Source organism: Pseudomonas fluorescens HK44 (assembly GCF_000217955.3).
GTDB classification, from domain to species: Bacteria; Pseudomonadota; Gammaproteobacteria; order Pseudomonadales; family Pseudomonadaceae; genus Aquipseudomonas; species Aquipseudomonas fluorescens_AQ.
The window spans coordinates 83,674-99,081 of sequence record NZ_AFOY02000015.1 but is presented as its reverse complement, the minus strand read 5'-3'; the positions used below and the strand labels follow the sequence as shown (position 1 = coordinate 99,081).

The window sequence follows — 15,408 nt, the reverse complement described above, 5'->3', positions numbered from 1 at the left end:
GGCACCTTATATACACTTCGAAACCAATAGCTGAAACCCTGCCGCCCGCCAACTAACCAAGAGTGACTATTGCCGTTTCATGCCGCCAGGCCCGACAGTCAAATATCGACCTAATGAGCGCTTGTGCTAGTTGCACAGCTGCCTATTAACACACTATCTATCCTTGTAAAAACATCATCTAGAAGCTCATAACGCCTGCGGTACATGGCGCGTTTTTTTGAAGGAATACAATCAAGCGCTTTTTTGGACAACACCATGGGAATTTCAAAAAAGTCTTCGCGCCCGGATGGAATCGCTCCATGCTCCAACCATATGACATCATAATTAGCCGCTAGGTCTTGAGCTTTTTCAGCCCCAAAATACGGATGACGATGATGACGATATCCATCCCCTATCGCATAAATCTTTTCAACACCAACACTTCTTGCAATATACTTAATGGCTTCGATCAGAAGACTTCTTGGGCGAAGGCCTTCAAAATCTTTTGTCAGTGTTCTATAAATCTCCAAAGACCTATCACTCTCTACGCCTTTGTGTATCCCTTGAACGGCACCGATAAAAATACATAACTCAACTTCCGTGCGACACAAGGTGAACGCTATTGATGCAATACGCAAATCACCCTGAAACAAATTCAGCACCAGCTCCCCTTCACGCATAAACCATACCGGACGATCTAGAACCAAGGAACAACCAACAGAGCACTCCGACAAGTCGCTCAACATCAAGCGGTCATTTCGTCCCAGAAGTAATAGCTGCGGACAGCTTTTTGTGACGACTTCGTAATGTGAGGCCAACACACTAAGTCTATCCTGAGATCTCCAGCATCTACTGATGTACGGCCAATGAACAACACCCACACAATCACCTCCCAACTTCTCAAAACCGGTCTTGCCCAGGGCATTCGACATACGCCACAAAAACACCTTTAGCGCGGACCAGTTTTTTCCAACTAAAATCAGTAATTTAAGCTTATTTTTCAATGCCCTGAAGGAATACCCTGCATGTAAAGAAAACACGCTTTTTAGTATCAGCCAATCATTCATAGCCGTCTCACTTGTATTCGATCAACGCCGTCTTGCCGGCGCCAAATCTGTGCAACAGAAACTTGACTTGCCCGAGCATCTCGGGAAATTTGCTCAGCACCAGAAAGAAGGCCTGCAGCCAGTTTTCGCGCGCTGATCTATCGCCCCGGCGAGCCAAGCGCACCACCTGCAGTGGATAGACCAGCAGCAGAAGCAGCCCAAACCATCCCAGCATCAAACTCGCGATCATAGTCGCCAGCGGGACACCCAAGCCCCAGAACCAGGCCCGGCGCGACTCACGCTGCCAATGTTGCTCCGGCGCGGCCCCATGCAAAAATGCGCCCTCGGCAAAAGCATAGCCACCACGCAGGGTACGTCGCCACCATTGGCCGAAGCGGGTCATGGCCGCATCGTGCAAGGTCATTTCGTCAGCCAGGCGCCAGACCTTCCATCCATTCGCACGCAGGCGCACACACAACTCAGGCTCTTCCCCGGCAATAAGATCCGCTCGAAAACCAGACACTGCGGCGAAGGCGTCAGCCCGTATCAGCGCATCGCCACCACAAGCCTTGGCCTCACCTATCGGGGTATCCCATTCAAGATCACACAATAAGTTGTAAATCGAACGCTGTGGAAAACGTTCACGGCGCCGTCCACAGACCACCGCAACCGCAGGCTGTGCATCAAGAAAGGCCTGCGCCCGGGGCAGCCAGCCACCGACAACCTCGCAATCACCATCGACAAACTGCACATAACGCATCGCCGGCAATAAACGTTGCACGCAGGCAAATCCTTCATTGCGCGCGCGCGCAGCCGTAAAGGGAATCGACATATCCAACTCAACCACCTCGACCCCAAGCCGTCGTGCCATCTGGACTGAACCATCCGTTGATCCAGAGTCGACATAAATAATCTTCTGCGCCGCACCGCCCAGCGAAGCCAGGCAACGCTCAAGCCGTAGGCCTTCATTGCGACCGATAACAACGACACCAATACCAGTAGCCATTGAGTTCACTCAGCGATGTAAAACTGCTCGATATCGTCCACCGGATGGTTCATAAGCATTCCCTTGCTTCTGCGCGCTGCCTTTTCTTGATAGTCGCAGGCACGCCCACTGCCACCGAGTCGTCCGGTACATCTGTCAGCACCACGGCATTGGCACCAATCACGACGTTATTACCAATGCGGATATTGCCCAGCACCTTGGCCCCGGCACCGATATCAACATTGTTACCCATCACCGGGGCAATCGGCTCATCCACATTCTTGAGCCCCACGACCACGCCATTGCGGATGCGGCAATCATCGCCAAACTGAGCATAACCACTGATCACGATTCCGCCGAAATGATCGATGACGAAGTTGCGCCCGATCACCACCTCACACGGCAGCTCGACACCCGTCACGATCTGCACCAATTTGAAGAGCACTTTGTATATAAAGGAGAGCAACTTACGCAACAATGCTGGGCGCACTCCGTAGCGCCAGCGCCCAAAGCGATAAACCAGCATCACCCAGAACCCCTGAGCAGCCCAATCACCAGCATATGCACGCAAGTCAGCACGTATATTTTCGAACATAAGTTGACCTACCGTGTTGGTTGGCTAGCAAATTGGGTATCGCGCAGCAACGCCCAAGTATCACGAGCATGCTGCCAACACGCCCCTATGGCAGCCCGGCCGCGGCCTTTCAATAGAGCCTTGAGCGCCAGAATCAGATCACCCAGGCTCACCAGCAACATATGTGAGGCCAAACCCAGTAGACCGTGGTGCTTGCGAAAGTACAAAAGCTCGCTTTCGATTTGTAACCTGGGTATCTGTCGACTGACCACATTGAGTTTGACAACCGATTTGGCACTTTCACCACCGATATGCACCACCGTGGTATGCGGGTAATAAACCACCTTCCAACCGGCCTGTTTAACGCGTTTGCAGTGATCGACCTCCTCGTAGTAAAGAAAGTAGCGCGGGTCGAACAAGCCAATCTGATCGATGACTTCACGGCGGATCAAGTAATAGCAGCCGGGCACCCAGTCGCACTCACGGACCGAGGCATGATCCCAGTCCATGTCGTCGACCCTCTTCACCACAGGGAAAAAGCGTTCAAGCCCTGTACGCGAGAGGAAGACATTCAATGGTGTCGGAAAATAGCGACAGGAGGGCTGCAAATCACCCTCGCGCCCAACCAACCGAACGCCGAGGACTCCGCAATCAGGGTGAGCCTCCATGTAATCAAGGGTCTTGCTCAGGGTATCAGCAGCAACGAAGGCATCGGTATTGAGGAGCAACGCGTACTTGCCCTGCAGGTGCTCAACCAATTGATTGTTGGCACGACCAAAGCCAACATTATTTTCATTGGCCAGCAGAATTGCCTCTGGACAAATAGTTGCCAGGCACTCCAGTGAATTATCGGCAGAGGCATTGTCCACCACTAAATAGCGCGTTCGATCCGCACTATTTGACTCGCGCAACGCATTAAACATGGGTTGCAGCAGAGTCGCTGTATTGTAGTTAACCACTAACACATCAAGAGGAGCACTAATCATTAGATCGCCCCCCCAAAAGTGCTGAACTCTCAGCGTCGGATTACAAAACCATTTACAAATCGACATCATTCAAGCTCCGCTTAAAACAACCGCCACTCAGGAAAGCTCCTCACACACGCATTATTAAGTGCCGCTTCAAATAACTTTGCAGAGTTTTCCCAAGAACTTGAGGCCACCGTTTGACATGCCATTTCTGAAACCGCACGCCACTCCAACTCGTCTAACGTCAATAGCCGTTCAACACCACGAGCCAAGGCATCAATATCATCGATATCGGCCAGTACGCCGTTTTTGAAACAGGATATCGCCTCTAACGGCCAGCCCGTACGCGTTGAAACTACCGGTGCCCTGCATGCCATTGCTTCCATCGCTGTCAGATTAAAGCCTTCACTCCGGCTTGCTGCGAGCCAGACATCACATTGCGCATATAAATCACGAACACGATCCTGATCGGGAGAAAGATAAAATTCCAGACTCGCGGGAAGCTTGAAAAAACCACTAGGAGGAGCACTTCCAAAGGTTATAACTCGAAGTGTTGAAAATTTCTTCTCGAGCAAAGAAACTACCTGAAGCGCAACATCAACCCCCTTAAGTGGCGCTTCATGATACAAAAAACCGATTGTTGGGCAACGTTGTTTTCCCCTCGGCGCGGAGAAGAACTGCTGATGATCGACACTATTCCCAACCAAGCTAACATTAGAGTCGCCATACTCCATGCTCATTACATCAGCCAACCACTTCGAAATAGTTATCTTATGCAAAGGCATTTTATACGTCGCCATAACCCTATCCACTGGGCAATTAGGAAACACTTCATGCCCCTGCACAAAATACACTTTTACACCCTTAGCCTGACCTAGAGAATTCACCCACTCAGCCGTTTCCCACCACGTTGCAATTACAACATCTGCATCTGGAACATCCGAATCCAAAATAGGCCTGTATTTTTCTATCACCCGGTGATCAAGACCGAGACCGTCTAAATGCGATGGACTTCTCTCGCTTATCGGCCACCCCTCACCCTTGATGAAACTCTTCATTTTCCTTTTCAGCGGAATAGGAGGTGCAGGCGGGGAAACGAGTGTTACATCATGCCCCATTTCAAACAATGCCTTAGCGTAAATTGCAACGACGCGAATTCCACCCGACATATTCACCACCGGCAACACAAAAGTCACTTTCATTAGATCGCCTCCAAAACCGCTGAAAACGAGAGGTGCCTATTCAAATTAAAAGCACTTCCAGCCAAGCAATTTTCCATCAATCTACATCTTGAATCCCGAATCCGACGGAAGATCTAAAATAGCCATGGCCTCCGGCAGATGACGCTCGATCTCGGAAAACGCTATATCAGCCCCCCTAGACTCAACAGGGCAAACGCCTGGAGGAAGCCTCTACGACCGATTACAGATGTATTCAAATTAAGTTCACTCATGATTCAAATCTCCACGCCATCGAGGTTGCGTTTGAAGACAGTCTGTCACCGCATTGGAAACAGCAAGAGACGTAGATCAAATCAAAGCCATTTAGCAACGCCCAACACTAACTCTCCACACAACGCCCCCACCGCCAGCATTGGCAGCACCACAAGTTCACGCTTGAGATCGAACAGCCCCACACGACAATTGACATAAACAACCAGGACAAGCGTAGGGAACGTATGCAGGGCAACGCCCCAAATCGCATATTTTACCCCGCCAATCGCCAGCAGCAGCGGCAGTAGCACCCATAACGAGACAATGCGAATAATGTTATCCATGGCTTGGTACTTTGTGAGTCCCAAGGCAAGCCAAACTTGATGCGCCACCGTGTAGCGCAATGTGAAAAAAGAAAGTGAAAGAATGGCCATCATGGTGCCGGCAGCGGCATAACGCTCATCATATAACCCACCAACGATGAGCGGACTGACGGTCAAGAACACTCCACAGACAAACAGCAAAGCAAGATCGAAAATCAATCTGAAGCGGTAATACAAAACGCGGAGCCGCGCGGTGTCATTACTTCTTGAGGCTTCACTGAAGGCTGGCAGGGCCACGGCCCCGACCAACCTAAGCACTGCGGTTTGAAGAGTGCCCAAAATCAGCACCGCAATGGAGTAGACGCCCAGTTCAGTGGCCGACATGCTGCCGCCGAACCAGATGCGATCACCATACATGGCCAATACTCCCACTGCCGAAGACAACAGTATCCAACGGCCGAAGACGACTAACTCTTGGAGCGCAGAGCGGTCCCACTGTAGACGGTTAGGCGGGCCCTGAAACCATAGATGACCAATAACAGTACCGACCATGGCCGAGACCAGACCTGCAATCACCAGCGACCAGACAGACCTGGTGAAATAACCGATGCCCAGCATCACCAGCAGGCCCGCAAGCTGGGACGCAAAGTCGAGGAGCACCACTTTCTTTTGCTGGAAAGCGCGAACTGCCAAGTCGAGTTTCGTCGACTGGAACCCAAAGATGATCGCGGTAAAACCGGTAAAGGCCAACACCAGCGGCAACTCCGGTGCGGCATAGGTGGAATTGGCCGACCACAGATTGATGACTTGTGCACACCAGGTGAAGCCTGCGATTAGAAGTGTCGAAGCAAAAAGGACAACGCCACGCAGGATCTGCACTGTCCAGGCGGTATTGAGAAACACTGGATCGTCGCCACGCGGGCTCTGGATAATGTTCTGGCGCAAACCGACATCGGAAAGCAAGTGCAGAACCACCGAAACGGTGGTGGCGATGATCATTACGCCGAAAATTTCCGGCATCAGCAGACGGGCCATTACAAGGTTGCCGCCCAAGCGAATTGCTTGAGAGGCAACAAGCGCACCCAGATTCCATGCCCCAGCAGATATCGCTCGCCTGCGAAGGCTCACCGATGGCGATAAATCAATTGGAGGCATGACATCAATCCCGAACTCAAATGGTACGCACGTTACTATAGCTACAATTGGTCATCTCACTAGCCGTTGCTCACCAATCCATGAGTTCAATAATCCATGCCTGAGCACTTTCGCGCGTTAATCGTCATTCTAGTTTTAGCTGGCATCGTTTTTGCCCTAGCGCGTCGACCAGCAGTAGACCTGATCCCACACCACGACTTCACTCGTCGCCGCAATCTGTGGTTCGCATTGACGCTACTGGCCTTTGTCTCGCACAGTTTCTGGGTGTACGCGGGCATTGCCGCTATCATTTTGACCGTCGCACGACAACGCGAACGCAATCCTCTGGCACTGTTTTTCCTTCTGCTGTTTCTCATCCCGCCGGCCCCGGCACAGATTCCCGGCTTCGGCCTGATCAACTATTTTTTTGCACTTAACCATATTCGTCTGCTCACATTGTGTCTGTTGTTGCCGGCTTTTTTCATGCTACGCAGGCAAGCAAGCACACTGAGCTTCGGACGCATCTGGCCTGACAAACTGCTAGCGGCCTACCTCTTGCTGACGAGCCTGCTTTACCTGCGTGATACCACGCTGACCGACACCTTGCGCCAGACGCTCTACCTGTTCATAGACGTTTTTTTGCCTTACTACGTTGCCAGCAGGGCACTGAAGGAACTCAGCGACTTCAAGGATGCTCTGTTGGGATTTGTACTCGCCGCCATGGTGCTGGCGCTTATTGGTCTCGTCGAATTTGCCCGCCATTGGCTGCTGTACAACGCGCTGATTGTCGCTCTGGACATGCACTGGGAAATGTCCGGCTACTTGAATCGTGGTGATTCATTACGCGCCAGTGCCACCACCGGCCAGGCAATCGCACTGGGTTACGTCATTAGCGTGGCCATCGGCTTTTACCTGTTCTTGCGCGAGAGCGTACGCAGCCGATTGCAGCAATGCCTCGGCGCGCTCTTGCTGGCTGGCGGTCTGTTTGCACCGCTGTCGCGTGGCCCCTGGATCGGTGCAGCCGTCATGATCACCGTGTTCATCGGCACCGGCCGTAAAGCTGTCAAACGCCTGATGCTTCTGGCAATCGCCGGACTGCTCGCCCTTCCCCTGCTGGCCATCGTGCCTGGCGGGCAAAAACTCCTGGACCTGCTACCGTTCATCGGTACGGTAGAGGTAGAGAACATCACGTACCGGCAGCGCTTGATTGATAACTCAGTGATCGTCATCCAGCGCAACCCTTGGCTGGGCTCTTTCGATTACCGCAGCACTCCTGAGATGCAGTCCATGATTCAGGGCGAGGGCATCATCGATATTGTGAATACCTATATCGGCCTGGCGCTGGACATCGGCCTGATCGGATTGACGCTATTCGTGGTTTTTTTCGCCACTGTGCTGCTCGGCATCCGCACAGCAATGCGTTCGGTCCCCAACAAAGACGATGAGGCGCGCCGACTCGGACGTGCGCTGTTGGCGGTACTGGCCGGGATACTGGTGACCATCTTTACCGTTAGCAGTATCACGGTGATCCCCGTGGTGTATTGGTCGGTGGCCGGACTGGGTGTGGCCTATGCTCAGAGGGTGCGCAGGCTCAAGCGCACTGAGACTGCAAGCACTGCGAGCGCCAACCTTCAACCCTGGTAACGCTCATGACCTCTTTTTTTCACCGCGCCCATATGCTGCTAGTGGTTCTCCTTGCTATTTGGCCGTTTAGCACCTGGGCGTCGGACTGGGTCTCCAGCGTGGATGAGCGCAGCGGTCTGCCAATGCTGGCGCGCGGTGGCAACCCTGTAGTTTCTTCTTCATTCGCCTTCTGGGGGAGCAACTGGGAATGGACGGATTTGCCGACCGCATTCAAAGTGAACACCCCTTATAGCTACTCCCTTGCAGGCAAGAACAAAAACCTGGATTTCGACGTGACTGCGCAGATTCAGAAGGAAGACGAGCAGAAGTTGACCTGGAACATTGCCCTGGATGCACACAGCATGATGCCGGATGTGATGGGCGGGGGCATCGTCTTCAAGTTCGATCCTGCCCTTTACGATGGAGAAATGGGTGAGCCGGCTTTGCTACCCGACAACCGCGGCTGGTCCTGGGGGAATACACAAACCCGACGCATCGAGATGCGTTTTGAGCCTGCCCTGGCAAGTGTGTACTTTGAACCGGGTGATAAATCTCAGGTGCGTGCTTTTTTTTACAAGAACACGATCAAACCCGGCCGCCAAAATTTCAAAGCCACCCTGAGCATATCTGGCGATGTGGTACTCGGTCCGACCACAACCGAGCGCTTCGGGCTGGCGGACACAAGGAGCTGGCCGAGTGACACGCTCGACTGGAAAACCTCGCCGGTCGATCTGTCCTTTCTTAACGCTCACGAAAAACCTGCAGGCAAGCGCGGCTTCGTCAAAGTATCCGGCGAGCAACTGTTATTCGCAGACAACACCCCAGCGCGCTTCTGGGGCACTAACCTGACGGCCTATACGCTGTTTCGTACGCCAGACGATGCAATCAAGCTGCAGGCCAAACGTCTGTCGGCACTCGGTTTCAATCTCGTACGACTGCACCACCATGACTCCCCATGGGTCATCCCAAACATCTTTCGCGACAGCAACCTCACGCATGACACTCAGCAACTAAGCCCGGACTCACTGAAAAAAATCGACTGGTGGATCAAGTGCCTCAAAGACGAGGGCATTTATGTATGGCTCGATATGCACGTCGAGCGAGCCTTAACTGCAAACGACAACATCTATGGCTTCGATGAAATGCCAAAGAATGGCAAGAACAACGCCGATCTCAAGGGCTATGCCTATGTAAACATCACCATTCAGCAGGCAATGAAGCGCTTTGCCCAAGCCTATTTGACCCATGTAAACACCTACACCGGACTCGCCTACAAAGACGATCCGGCGATCGCCGCCGTACTGATTACCAACGAAAACGATGTCACCCAGCACTTTGGCAACGCCCTATTACCAGACAAACAAGTGCCAAAGCACAACCAGATCTACATGGCCGAGGCCAAGGCCTTTGCGAACCAGCACAATCTATCTGCGAGCCAGACCTGGCGCTCCTGGGAGCCAGGCCCCGCCAAGCTGTTCCTTAACGATTTGGAGCGACGTTTCAACGTAGACATGATTCAGCACCTACGTGAATTAGGAGTGAAGGTACCCATCGCCACGACCAGTAGCTGGGGCGGCGACAGCCTAAGCTCCCTACCGGCCCTTACCGCCGGCGACCTGATCGACGTCCATAGCTACGGTGGCCCTGGACAGCTAGAGAAAAACCCGCTCACCAGCGACGGTTTACTGAACTGGATTGCCGCCGGCCAAGTCATAGGCAAACCCCTGACCGTCACCGAGTGGAACACTGAACCTTTCCCGGCACCTGACCGCCACTCGCTGCCACTCTATATGGCCGGCACCGCCAGCCACCAAGGCTGGGATGCACTGATGCAATATGCCTACAGCCAGGAGCCGCTAACCGGCGAATGGATAACTGCCGACAACTGGCACGCCTATAACGACCCTGCAATGCTGGCCACCCTGCCCGCCGCCGCCTTGCTTTATCGCCGTGCAGACGTTCGCGAAGCAACAACGACCTATGTCTTCGCGCCGACGCCAAGCACCCTATTCAACCAACGCATCACACCAGCCAACGCGGCTCTACTGCGCACAGCCATGGAGAAAGGCAAGCTGGAAATCGCCATGCCACAGACGCCGCAATTGCCCTGGTTGCAACAGAGTGCTATCCCGAGCAATGCACAGGTGTTTCATGACCCCAACCAGTCGCTGCTGGACGCCAATGCCAGCGAGTCCACGACAGACACTGGCGAGTTAAAGCGCAACTGGAAACTAGGCATCTACACCATCAATACGCCACGCACCCAAGCAGCAACCGGCTGGATCGGCGGCGAGTCGATCAGCCTTGGCAACATCCAGGTTCAAGTGAAGACCGCTAATGCCAGTGTGGTGGTGCAAAGCCTGGACGACGCGCCTGTCTGCCGATCGCAGGATTTACTGATTTCGCTGGGTACCCGTGCCATCCCCAAAGACGACAGCAAAACACCTTTTTATGTCGAGCCCCTCGAAGGCACCCTGACAATCCAGGCGCCGCAAGGCTTGACGCTGTTCACCCACGGCATCCCTGGACAAATGAAGAAGCTACCCGCCACCTACCTTGATGGACGCTATACGATCAAGTTCGACGGCTTGCAGGCGTCGAACTGGTTGTTTTTGAAAAAAGGCGTCACGCAAGCTACAACTTCAGGCAATGCACAGCCAGGCCCTGTCAATACAGCATCATCCAGCGCGCTGACGAATCAATAGCTAACCTGTCTTTTAACGTAATGATCAGGCGGATCGAACTGGCGTTCCAATCTGTGCTTTCACAGCAACAGTTTCCAGGAGATCAGGATGAAATTTTTGGTGGTTGGTGGCGCAGGCTATATCGGCTCGCATATGGTTAAGCAACTACTGCGTGCCGGTCACGAACTGGTGGTGGCAGACAACTTTTCAACAGGCCATCGCGGCGCGTTGATGGGCGGGAGATTAGTCGAACTGGACATCGCCGACGCACAAGCCCTGGACGTCTTGTTTGCGGGACAGCACTTTGATGCCGTGTTCCACTTCGCCTCATTTATACAGGTGGGCGAATCCGTCACTGAACCTGCCAAGTATTACCAAAACAACCTGGCTGGAACCCTTACGCTGCTACAAGCCATGGTTCGTGCCGGGGTTAAAAACTTCATTTTTTCCTCGACCGCAGCCGTCTATGGCGACCCGGTGTATGTACCTATCGACGAAGAGCATCCCAAGGCCGCGATCAACCCTTATGGTCGCAGCAAGTGGATGGTGGAGCAGATGCTTGGAGATTTCGACCGTGCATACGGGCTCAAATCGGTCTGCCTGCGCTACTTCAACGCCGCTGGAGCAGACCCTGAAGGACAGTTAGGTGAACGCCGCGAACCGGAAACCCACCTGCTGCCACTGATACTGCAAGCTGCCTCCGGTCGGCGCACAACCATCACCGTCTATGGCCGTGACTACGACACACCTGACGGCACTTGCATTCGCGACTACATCCACGTTGTCGACCTCGTTGCAGCTCATGCACTTGCCGTGGATTATTTACTGGCAGGTGGTGCAAGCACGGCTTTCAACCTCGGAAACGGTCAGGGTTTCTCAGTACAACAAGTAATAGACACGGCACGCGCCGTGACCGGCCAGGATATCTCCGTGAGCGAAGCGCCACGCCGCGCCGGCGATCCGCCACGCCTTGTGGCCGATCCCCGCATGGCCATCACATTACTTGGCTGGCAACCGCAATTTGCCTCACTTGAACTGATAGTGGCGCACGCCTGGAGCTGGGAGCAGAAGTACCCTTGGCACTGAAAGTCGGCGCTGGCGCATAACGCCGAACGCCTAAGGGTGACGCTCTAGTAGTAAGAGCGGTTTGGGGGCTCGGCTTTGTTTAGTACCGTGCCAATCAGATTGGCTGTCCCCAGATGATAAAGGCTTTCCTCGATCTCTTTCTTGCTGTTCATGCCGTTGGCGACCACCAGCAGGACGCAGTCGAATTTAGGCAAGACGGTAATAACATCGTCCGAACTCAACAACGGCGGCAAGTCGAAAATCACGATACGCGAGTCGTAGCGCTCGCGCAGATCAGTAATCAAATGGCTCACTGTGGGCGATGACAGCACCTCGGTGGAGAGAGGGATCGGCTCTCGCGTCGGCAGGACTACAAAGCGCGGCAAGGTCGGGTTGACCAGAACTTCTTGCAGTTCCGCCTCATTGGCCAGCAATTCATTCAGCGATTTCTCCATCGGCAGACCCAGGCAGGCACCCACCATCGGACGACGCAAGTCGAAATCCACCAGTAGCGCCGTCTTGGTGGTGTGATGAGCGATGCTCATTGCCAAGTTGATAGCCAATACAGTCTTGCCTGCATCCGGAGTTGGCGAGGTGATAGCAAGCGTGCGCCAGTCATTTTCTCCCATGACTTTCAGAACTTGCGTGCGCAGCAGATCGAAAGCCCCCCCCATATTCGAATTCTTGTTGTACGCCACAATGCGATTGCTCTCGAGATGCTCTGGCCGCAGCGGTACAACTTTGGTTTGCACATAACTCAGCGCATTCAGACCTGCAGACTGCCCGGTCACTGTCATGGCTTTTGGCATTGTCACGAGACTTGACGAAGGCTGTTGCTCGGAATTCTCGGTATCGGGCTTGATTATTTCCATGGCTATATTCCTTATGCAAACCGGCCCAGAGCTTTAAACATCAGAAGGTCCAGAGGCATGTAGAAGAAGTGCAGGAGCACCAAAAAGAGCACGATCATCACTACTCCACTGAGGATCAATCGCGTTCGCCACTGCTTACGGCGTGCCAATTCCGCTCTAGTGTATATGTAGGGAATCGCAACCAATATGCGTCTACCCAGCACACTGGCCAAGGCTTCAGCTCCGCGCACGCGCTGGTTCAGCATCTCAAGGAGCATCACCAATGCGCCAGCGCCCACCGGAGCGAGAACAAAGCCCATGGCAACCACTTTTTTACGGTTCGGCCGTATCGGCTTTTCAGGCATCAATGGCGATTCCAGAAGAACAAAACGCTCGGCTTTGTTTTCCTGCTCCAGGCTTTCGGAAATTTTTGCACTCATTTCCTTGGTGCGAATTTCCTCGTATTTTTTACGAGCGTTTTCATAGTCACGCATCAGTGTGACCAAGCCGCGCTCGACTTGCGGCGTCTCAAGAATTTGTGCCTCGTAGTCGGCTATTTTTTTGAGTATTTCCTGCTTTTGATCGGCCAGCGACTTGATACGTGCTTCTGCGGCAGCGATCCGGGCCTGAGCCTTGGCAATGTCCAGACTGGCTGGAGCCGCTGCACCACCAGCACCAACACCTTTGGTAGCCTCAAGTGCAGCAATTTTGCGTTTGACGGCACGCACATCGGGGTGGGCTTCGGTATACAGCGACAGTAACCGGGTGTACTCCGCCTTGAGGCTACCCAGATCTTGCTGTTTATCAACCGCCGCGCCGGGCAATCCAGGCTTGGTCGCTAGCCCGGCATTGGCTGCGGAAAGCTCCAACTCATTGAAGCGCAACTCCTCACGGGCAGTTTTGTAGTCACGGTCGACCTCTTTAAGCTCGGTTTCGGCGCGTGACAACATATTCATGCGCAACTCCTGATGCTCGGGAAGCGCGTTGCTGTGCGCTTGCTTGAAGTCTGCCAAGCGGTTTTCCAGGGCTTCCAGTTCGACCCTGAGCTTGTCCGCCTCCTGCGTCAGAAACACTGTTGTTTCACTGGCGCGCTCGGTGCGCTGCTTGATGTTTTCATCCAGAAACAGCGTCACCAGCTCGTTGGCCACTTTGTTGGCAATCTCTGGCTGCCGGTGCTCAAAGGAAAGACGGAAAGCAATCGTCACTTCTCCGCGCCCCTTAACGGCAGCACTGACCAAGGAGACTGTAATCGCATTGCGCATTTCATCGATTTTCTCGGAAACGCTCAACTGCCTGCTTTGCGAAGCAAAAAGATTGTACTTGTCGATGATCCCTTCCAGATGCTCACGGGTCATCACGCGCTGGCGAATGACTTCGATGCGCTCATCGGCAAAGGTATTGTTGTTCGCCGCCACCAGGTCTGGCGAAATCTGCTGAGACTCGACCAGAATAGTGCCAGATGACTCGTAGATGGGCGGGATAGAGATCGCGACCACTACGCTCAGGCCGAGTATTAACGCGAAACTCAGGATCAACAGCAAGGCATGGTGCTTGATGACAGCAATGTAGTCGTTGACCGACATTTCGTATTCAGAGGTCATATTTATCACCCAGCTGAATTTCAGAAGTTGGGGTGACTATAGGTCAAGGTCAACCCGACGACGTTTGCGGTGGCATCCGGCAAGCCATTTTGCTGGCGTTCTTTGTACGTGAAGGATAGGCGCGCCACCCAAAAAGGCGAGAGTTCCCGGCTAAACCAGGCACCGACATTGCGCAGGGTATTAGGCGTTAGCCCTTTGGTTTTTTGCAATGAGGCATCAAAACCGGTACGGCTGGTGTCGTCGAGGGCATAACTCCATGTACCGTTCAGGTTATCAGACTCGACAAAACCGCCGTCGCCGCTGGCGACAGTACTACGACTGGCGCCGATACTTGTATCAACACGCTCACCGGTATAGTGCAACGAAAAACCGCCTTGGCCACGGGGGCGGCTGTTCGAGCCAGAGACTTGATTGACACCTGCGTAAAGCGACCCCTTGAGCCGCTCGGAGATCTCAAAGTTCAAGCCGGCAGTGGGGGTGTAACTGTTTGAGGAAGACACCGCAGATCCCTGCTGCGGCTCATAACGCTTCACGCCAAAACGCGTGAATAGCTCCACACGTTCGCTCCATGCGTAGTTCAAGCCTAGGCGGTTCGAAAGCTCGTTATAGTTGGTCAGTGTATTAATGTCGTAAGTGACATGTGTGTAGTCGGTTTCGTTAACCAGGGTAGTTCGCTCACTGAGAGCGGTACTCCAGTTGCCGCCGAACGAGGTTAGCTTTTGCGTACCATCGGTGGTAATCACACCGGTTTCTTGAACCGCAGTGGAGAGCGTTGAGCTCTCGACATACTTCGCCGTGAGTCCAAAACCACCCGTTTCGGTCTCGCGCTGCCACCCTAACTGCACGTTGGGGTCTTCGCGGTCCGAAACGATGGACGTATCAGACGAACGCACCAGATTCATACCAAGACCGAACCGCCACTGATCCCGGCCTGAAGTACCGACAAGCGTGTAATCGGGGGCGATGATCGTACGAGTCACACCCTTCTTGTTTTCCGTAACAAGCACCGGGTTGCTGTCGTACTCGACAGTCGAAGGCAGAACGATTGCTGATTGCCAAGTGGCAGCATAGGCCACACCGGAGCACGGCAAGATCAAGATGGCCGTCGCAACGCCGGCCGTTCGCAGCACGGGCAAGATAAT

The 15,408-nt window shown here is 53.6% G+C and carries 12 protein-coding genes; 3 read left to right on the top strand and 9 right to left on the bottom strand.

The window, feature by feature from the left end; genetic code table 11:
- Positions 1-110: 110 nt before the first annotated feature.
- The 6 genes from HK44_RS13200 to HK44_RS13175 form a co-directional block, all read right to left on the bottom strand.
- Complete coding sequence (locus HK44_RS13200) at positions 111-1,046, bottom strand: DUF535 family protein (RefSeq protein WP_024264912.1); 936 nt, start codon at positions 1,044-1,046, stop codon at positions 111-113.
- A gap of 7 nt (positions 1,047-1,053) precedes the next feature.
- Entirely contained in the window at positions 1,054-2,031 is a 978-nt protein-coding gene (locus HK44_RS13195) for a glycosyltransferase family 2 protein (RefSeq protein WP_020723526.1), read from the bottom strand.
- 49 nt (positions 2,032-2,080) lie between these two features.
- Entirely contained in the window at positions 2,081-2,605 is a 525-nt protein-coding gene (locus HK44_RS13190) for a serine O-acetyltransferase (RefSeq protein WP_019691040.1), read from the bottom strand.
- A gap of 8 nt (positions 2,606-2,613) precedes the next feature.
- A complete protein-coding gene (locus HK44_RS13185) occupies positions 2,614-3,570 on the bottom strand; it encodes a glycosyltransferase family 2 protein (RefSeq protein ID WP_024264911.1) in 957 nt (318 codons plus the stop codon).
- 80 nt (positions 3,571-3,650) lie between these two features.
- Complete coding sequence (locus HK44_RS13180; protein ID WP_019691043.1) at positions 3,651-4,754, bottom strand: glycosyltransferase family 4 protein; 1,104 nt, start codon at positions 4,752-4,754, stop codon at positions 3,651-3,653.
- A gap of 332 nt (positions 4,755-5,086) precedes the next feature.
- Positions 5,087-6,463, bottom strand: a complete 1,377-nt coding sequence (locus HK44_RS13175; RefSeq protein ID WP_024264910.1) for an oligosaccharide flippase family protein — start codon at positions 6,461-6,463, stop codon at positions 5,087-5,089.
- A gap of 96 nt (positions 6,464-6,559) precedes the next feature.
- On the opposite strand from HK44_RS13175, the gene HK44_RS13170 reads away from it, so the two are divergent.
- The 3 genes from HK44_RS13170 to galE all read left to right on the top strand — a co-directional run bounded on the left by HK44_RS13170 (position 6,560) and on the right by galE (position 11,835).
- Positions 6,560-8,086, top strand: coding sequence for an O-antigen ligase family protein (locus HK44_RS13170; RefSeq protein ID WP_019691045.1), 1,527 nt, complete (start codon positions 6,560-6,562; stop codon positions 8,084-8,086).
- 5 nt (positions 8,087-8,091) lie between these two features.
- On the top strand, positions 8,092-10,770 hold the full coding sequence (locus HK44_RS13165; protein WP_019691046.1) for a cellulase family glycosylhydrolase: 2,679 nt from the start codon (positions 8,092-8,094) through the stop codon (positions 10,768-10,770).
- Between the two features lie 87 nt (positions 10,771-10,857).
- Positions 10,858-11,835 (top strand): UDP-glucose 4-epimerase GalE, encoded by a 978-nt coding sequence (gene galE, locus HK44_RS13160; protein WP_019691047.1) that lies wholly within the window; start codon positions 10,858-10,860, stop codon positions 11,833-11,835.
- 44 nt (positions 11,836-11,879) lie between these two features.
- Here galE and HK44_RS13155 read toward each other — a convergent pair whose 3' ends face one another.
- The 3 genes from HK44_RS13155 to HK44_RS13145 form a co-directional block, all read right to left on the bottom strand.
- Entirely contained in the window at positions 11,880-12,623 is a 744-nt protein-coding gene (locus HK44_RS13155) for a CpsD/CapB family tyrosine-protein kinase (protein ID WP_242031571.1), read from the bottom strand.
- 74 nt (positions 12,624-12,697) lie between these two features.
- The gene (locus HK44_RS13150) at positions 12,698-14,266 is read right to left on the bottom strand and encodes a GumC family protein (RefSeq protein WP_019691049.1); all 1,569 of its coding nucleotides are present in this window, start codon (positions 14,264-14,266) and stop codon (positions 12,698-12,700) included.
- 20 nt (positions 14,267-14,286) lie between these two features.
- Entirely contained in the window at positions 14,287-15,402 is a 1,116-nt protein-coding gene (locus tag HK44_RS13145; protein WP_024264909.1) for a hypothetical protein, read from the bottom strand.
- Positions 15,403-15,408: the final 6 nt, after the last annotated feature.

Coding starts and splice junctions, on each gene's coding strand:
- HK44_RS13200 (WP_024264912.1), bottom strand. CDS start 1,046: ATGAATGATTGGCTGATACTAAAAAGCGTGTTTTCTTTACATGCAGGG.
- HK44_RS13195 (WP_020723526.1), bottom strand. CDS start 2,031: ATGGCTACTGGTATTGGTGTCGTTGTTATCGGTCGCAATGAAGGCCTA.
- HK44_RS13190 (WP_019691040.1), bottom strand. CDS start 2,605: ATGTTCGAAAATATACGTGCTGACTTGCGTGCATATGCTGGTGATTGG.
- HK44_RS13185 (WP_024264911.1), bottom strand. CDS start 3,570: ATGATTAGTGCTCCTCTTGATGTGTTAGTGGTTAACTACAATACAGCG.
- HK44_RS13180 (WP_019691043.1), bottom strand. CDS start 4,754: ATGAAAGTGACTTTTGTGTTGCCGGTGGTGAATATGTCGGGTGGAATT.
- HK44_RS13175 (WP_024264910.1), bottom strand. CDS start 6,463: ATGCCTCCAATTGATTTATCGCCATCGGTGAGCCTTCGCAGGCGAGCG.
- HK44_RS13170 (WP_019691045.1), top strand. CDS start 6,560: ATGCCTGAGCACTTTCGCGCGTTAATCGTCATTCTAGTTTTAGCTGGC.
- HK44_RS13165 (WP_019691046.1), top strand. CDS start 8,092: ATGACCTCTTTTTTTCACCGCGCCCATATGCTGCTAGTGGTTCTCCTT.
- galE (WP_019691047.1), top strand. CDS start 10,858: ATGAAATTTTTGGTGGTTGGTGGCGCAGGCTATATCGGCTCGCATATG.
- HK44_RS13155 (WP_242031571.1), bottom strand. CDS start 12,623: ATGCCAAAAGCCATGACAGTGACCGGGCAGTCTGCAGGTCTGAATGCG.
- HK44_RS13150 (WP_019691049.1), bottom strand. CDS start 14,266: ATGACCTCTGAATACGAAATGTCGGTCAACGACTACATTGCTGTCATC.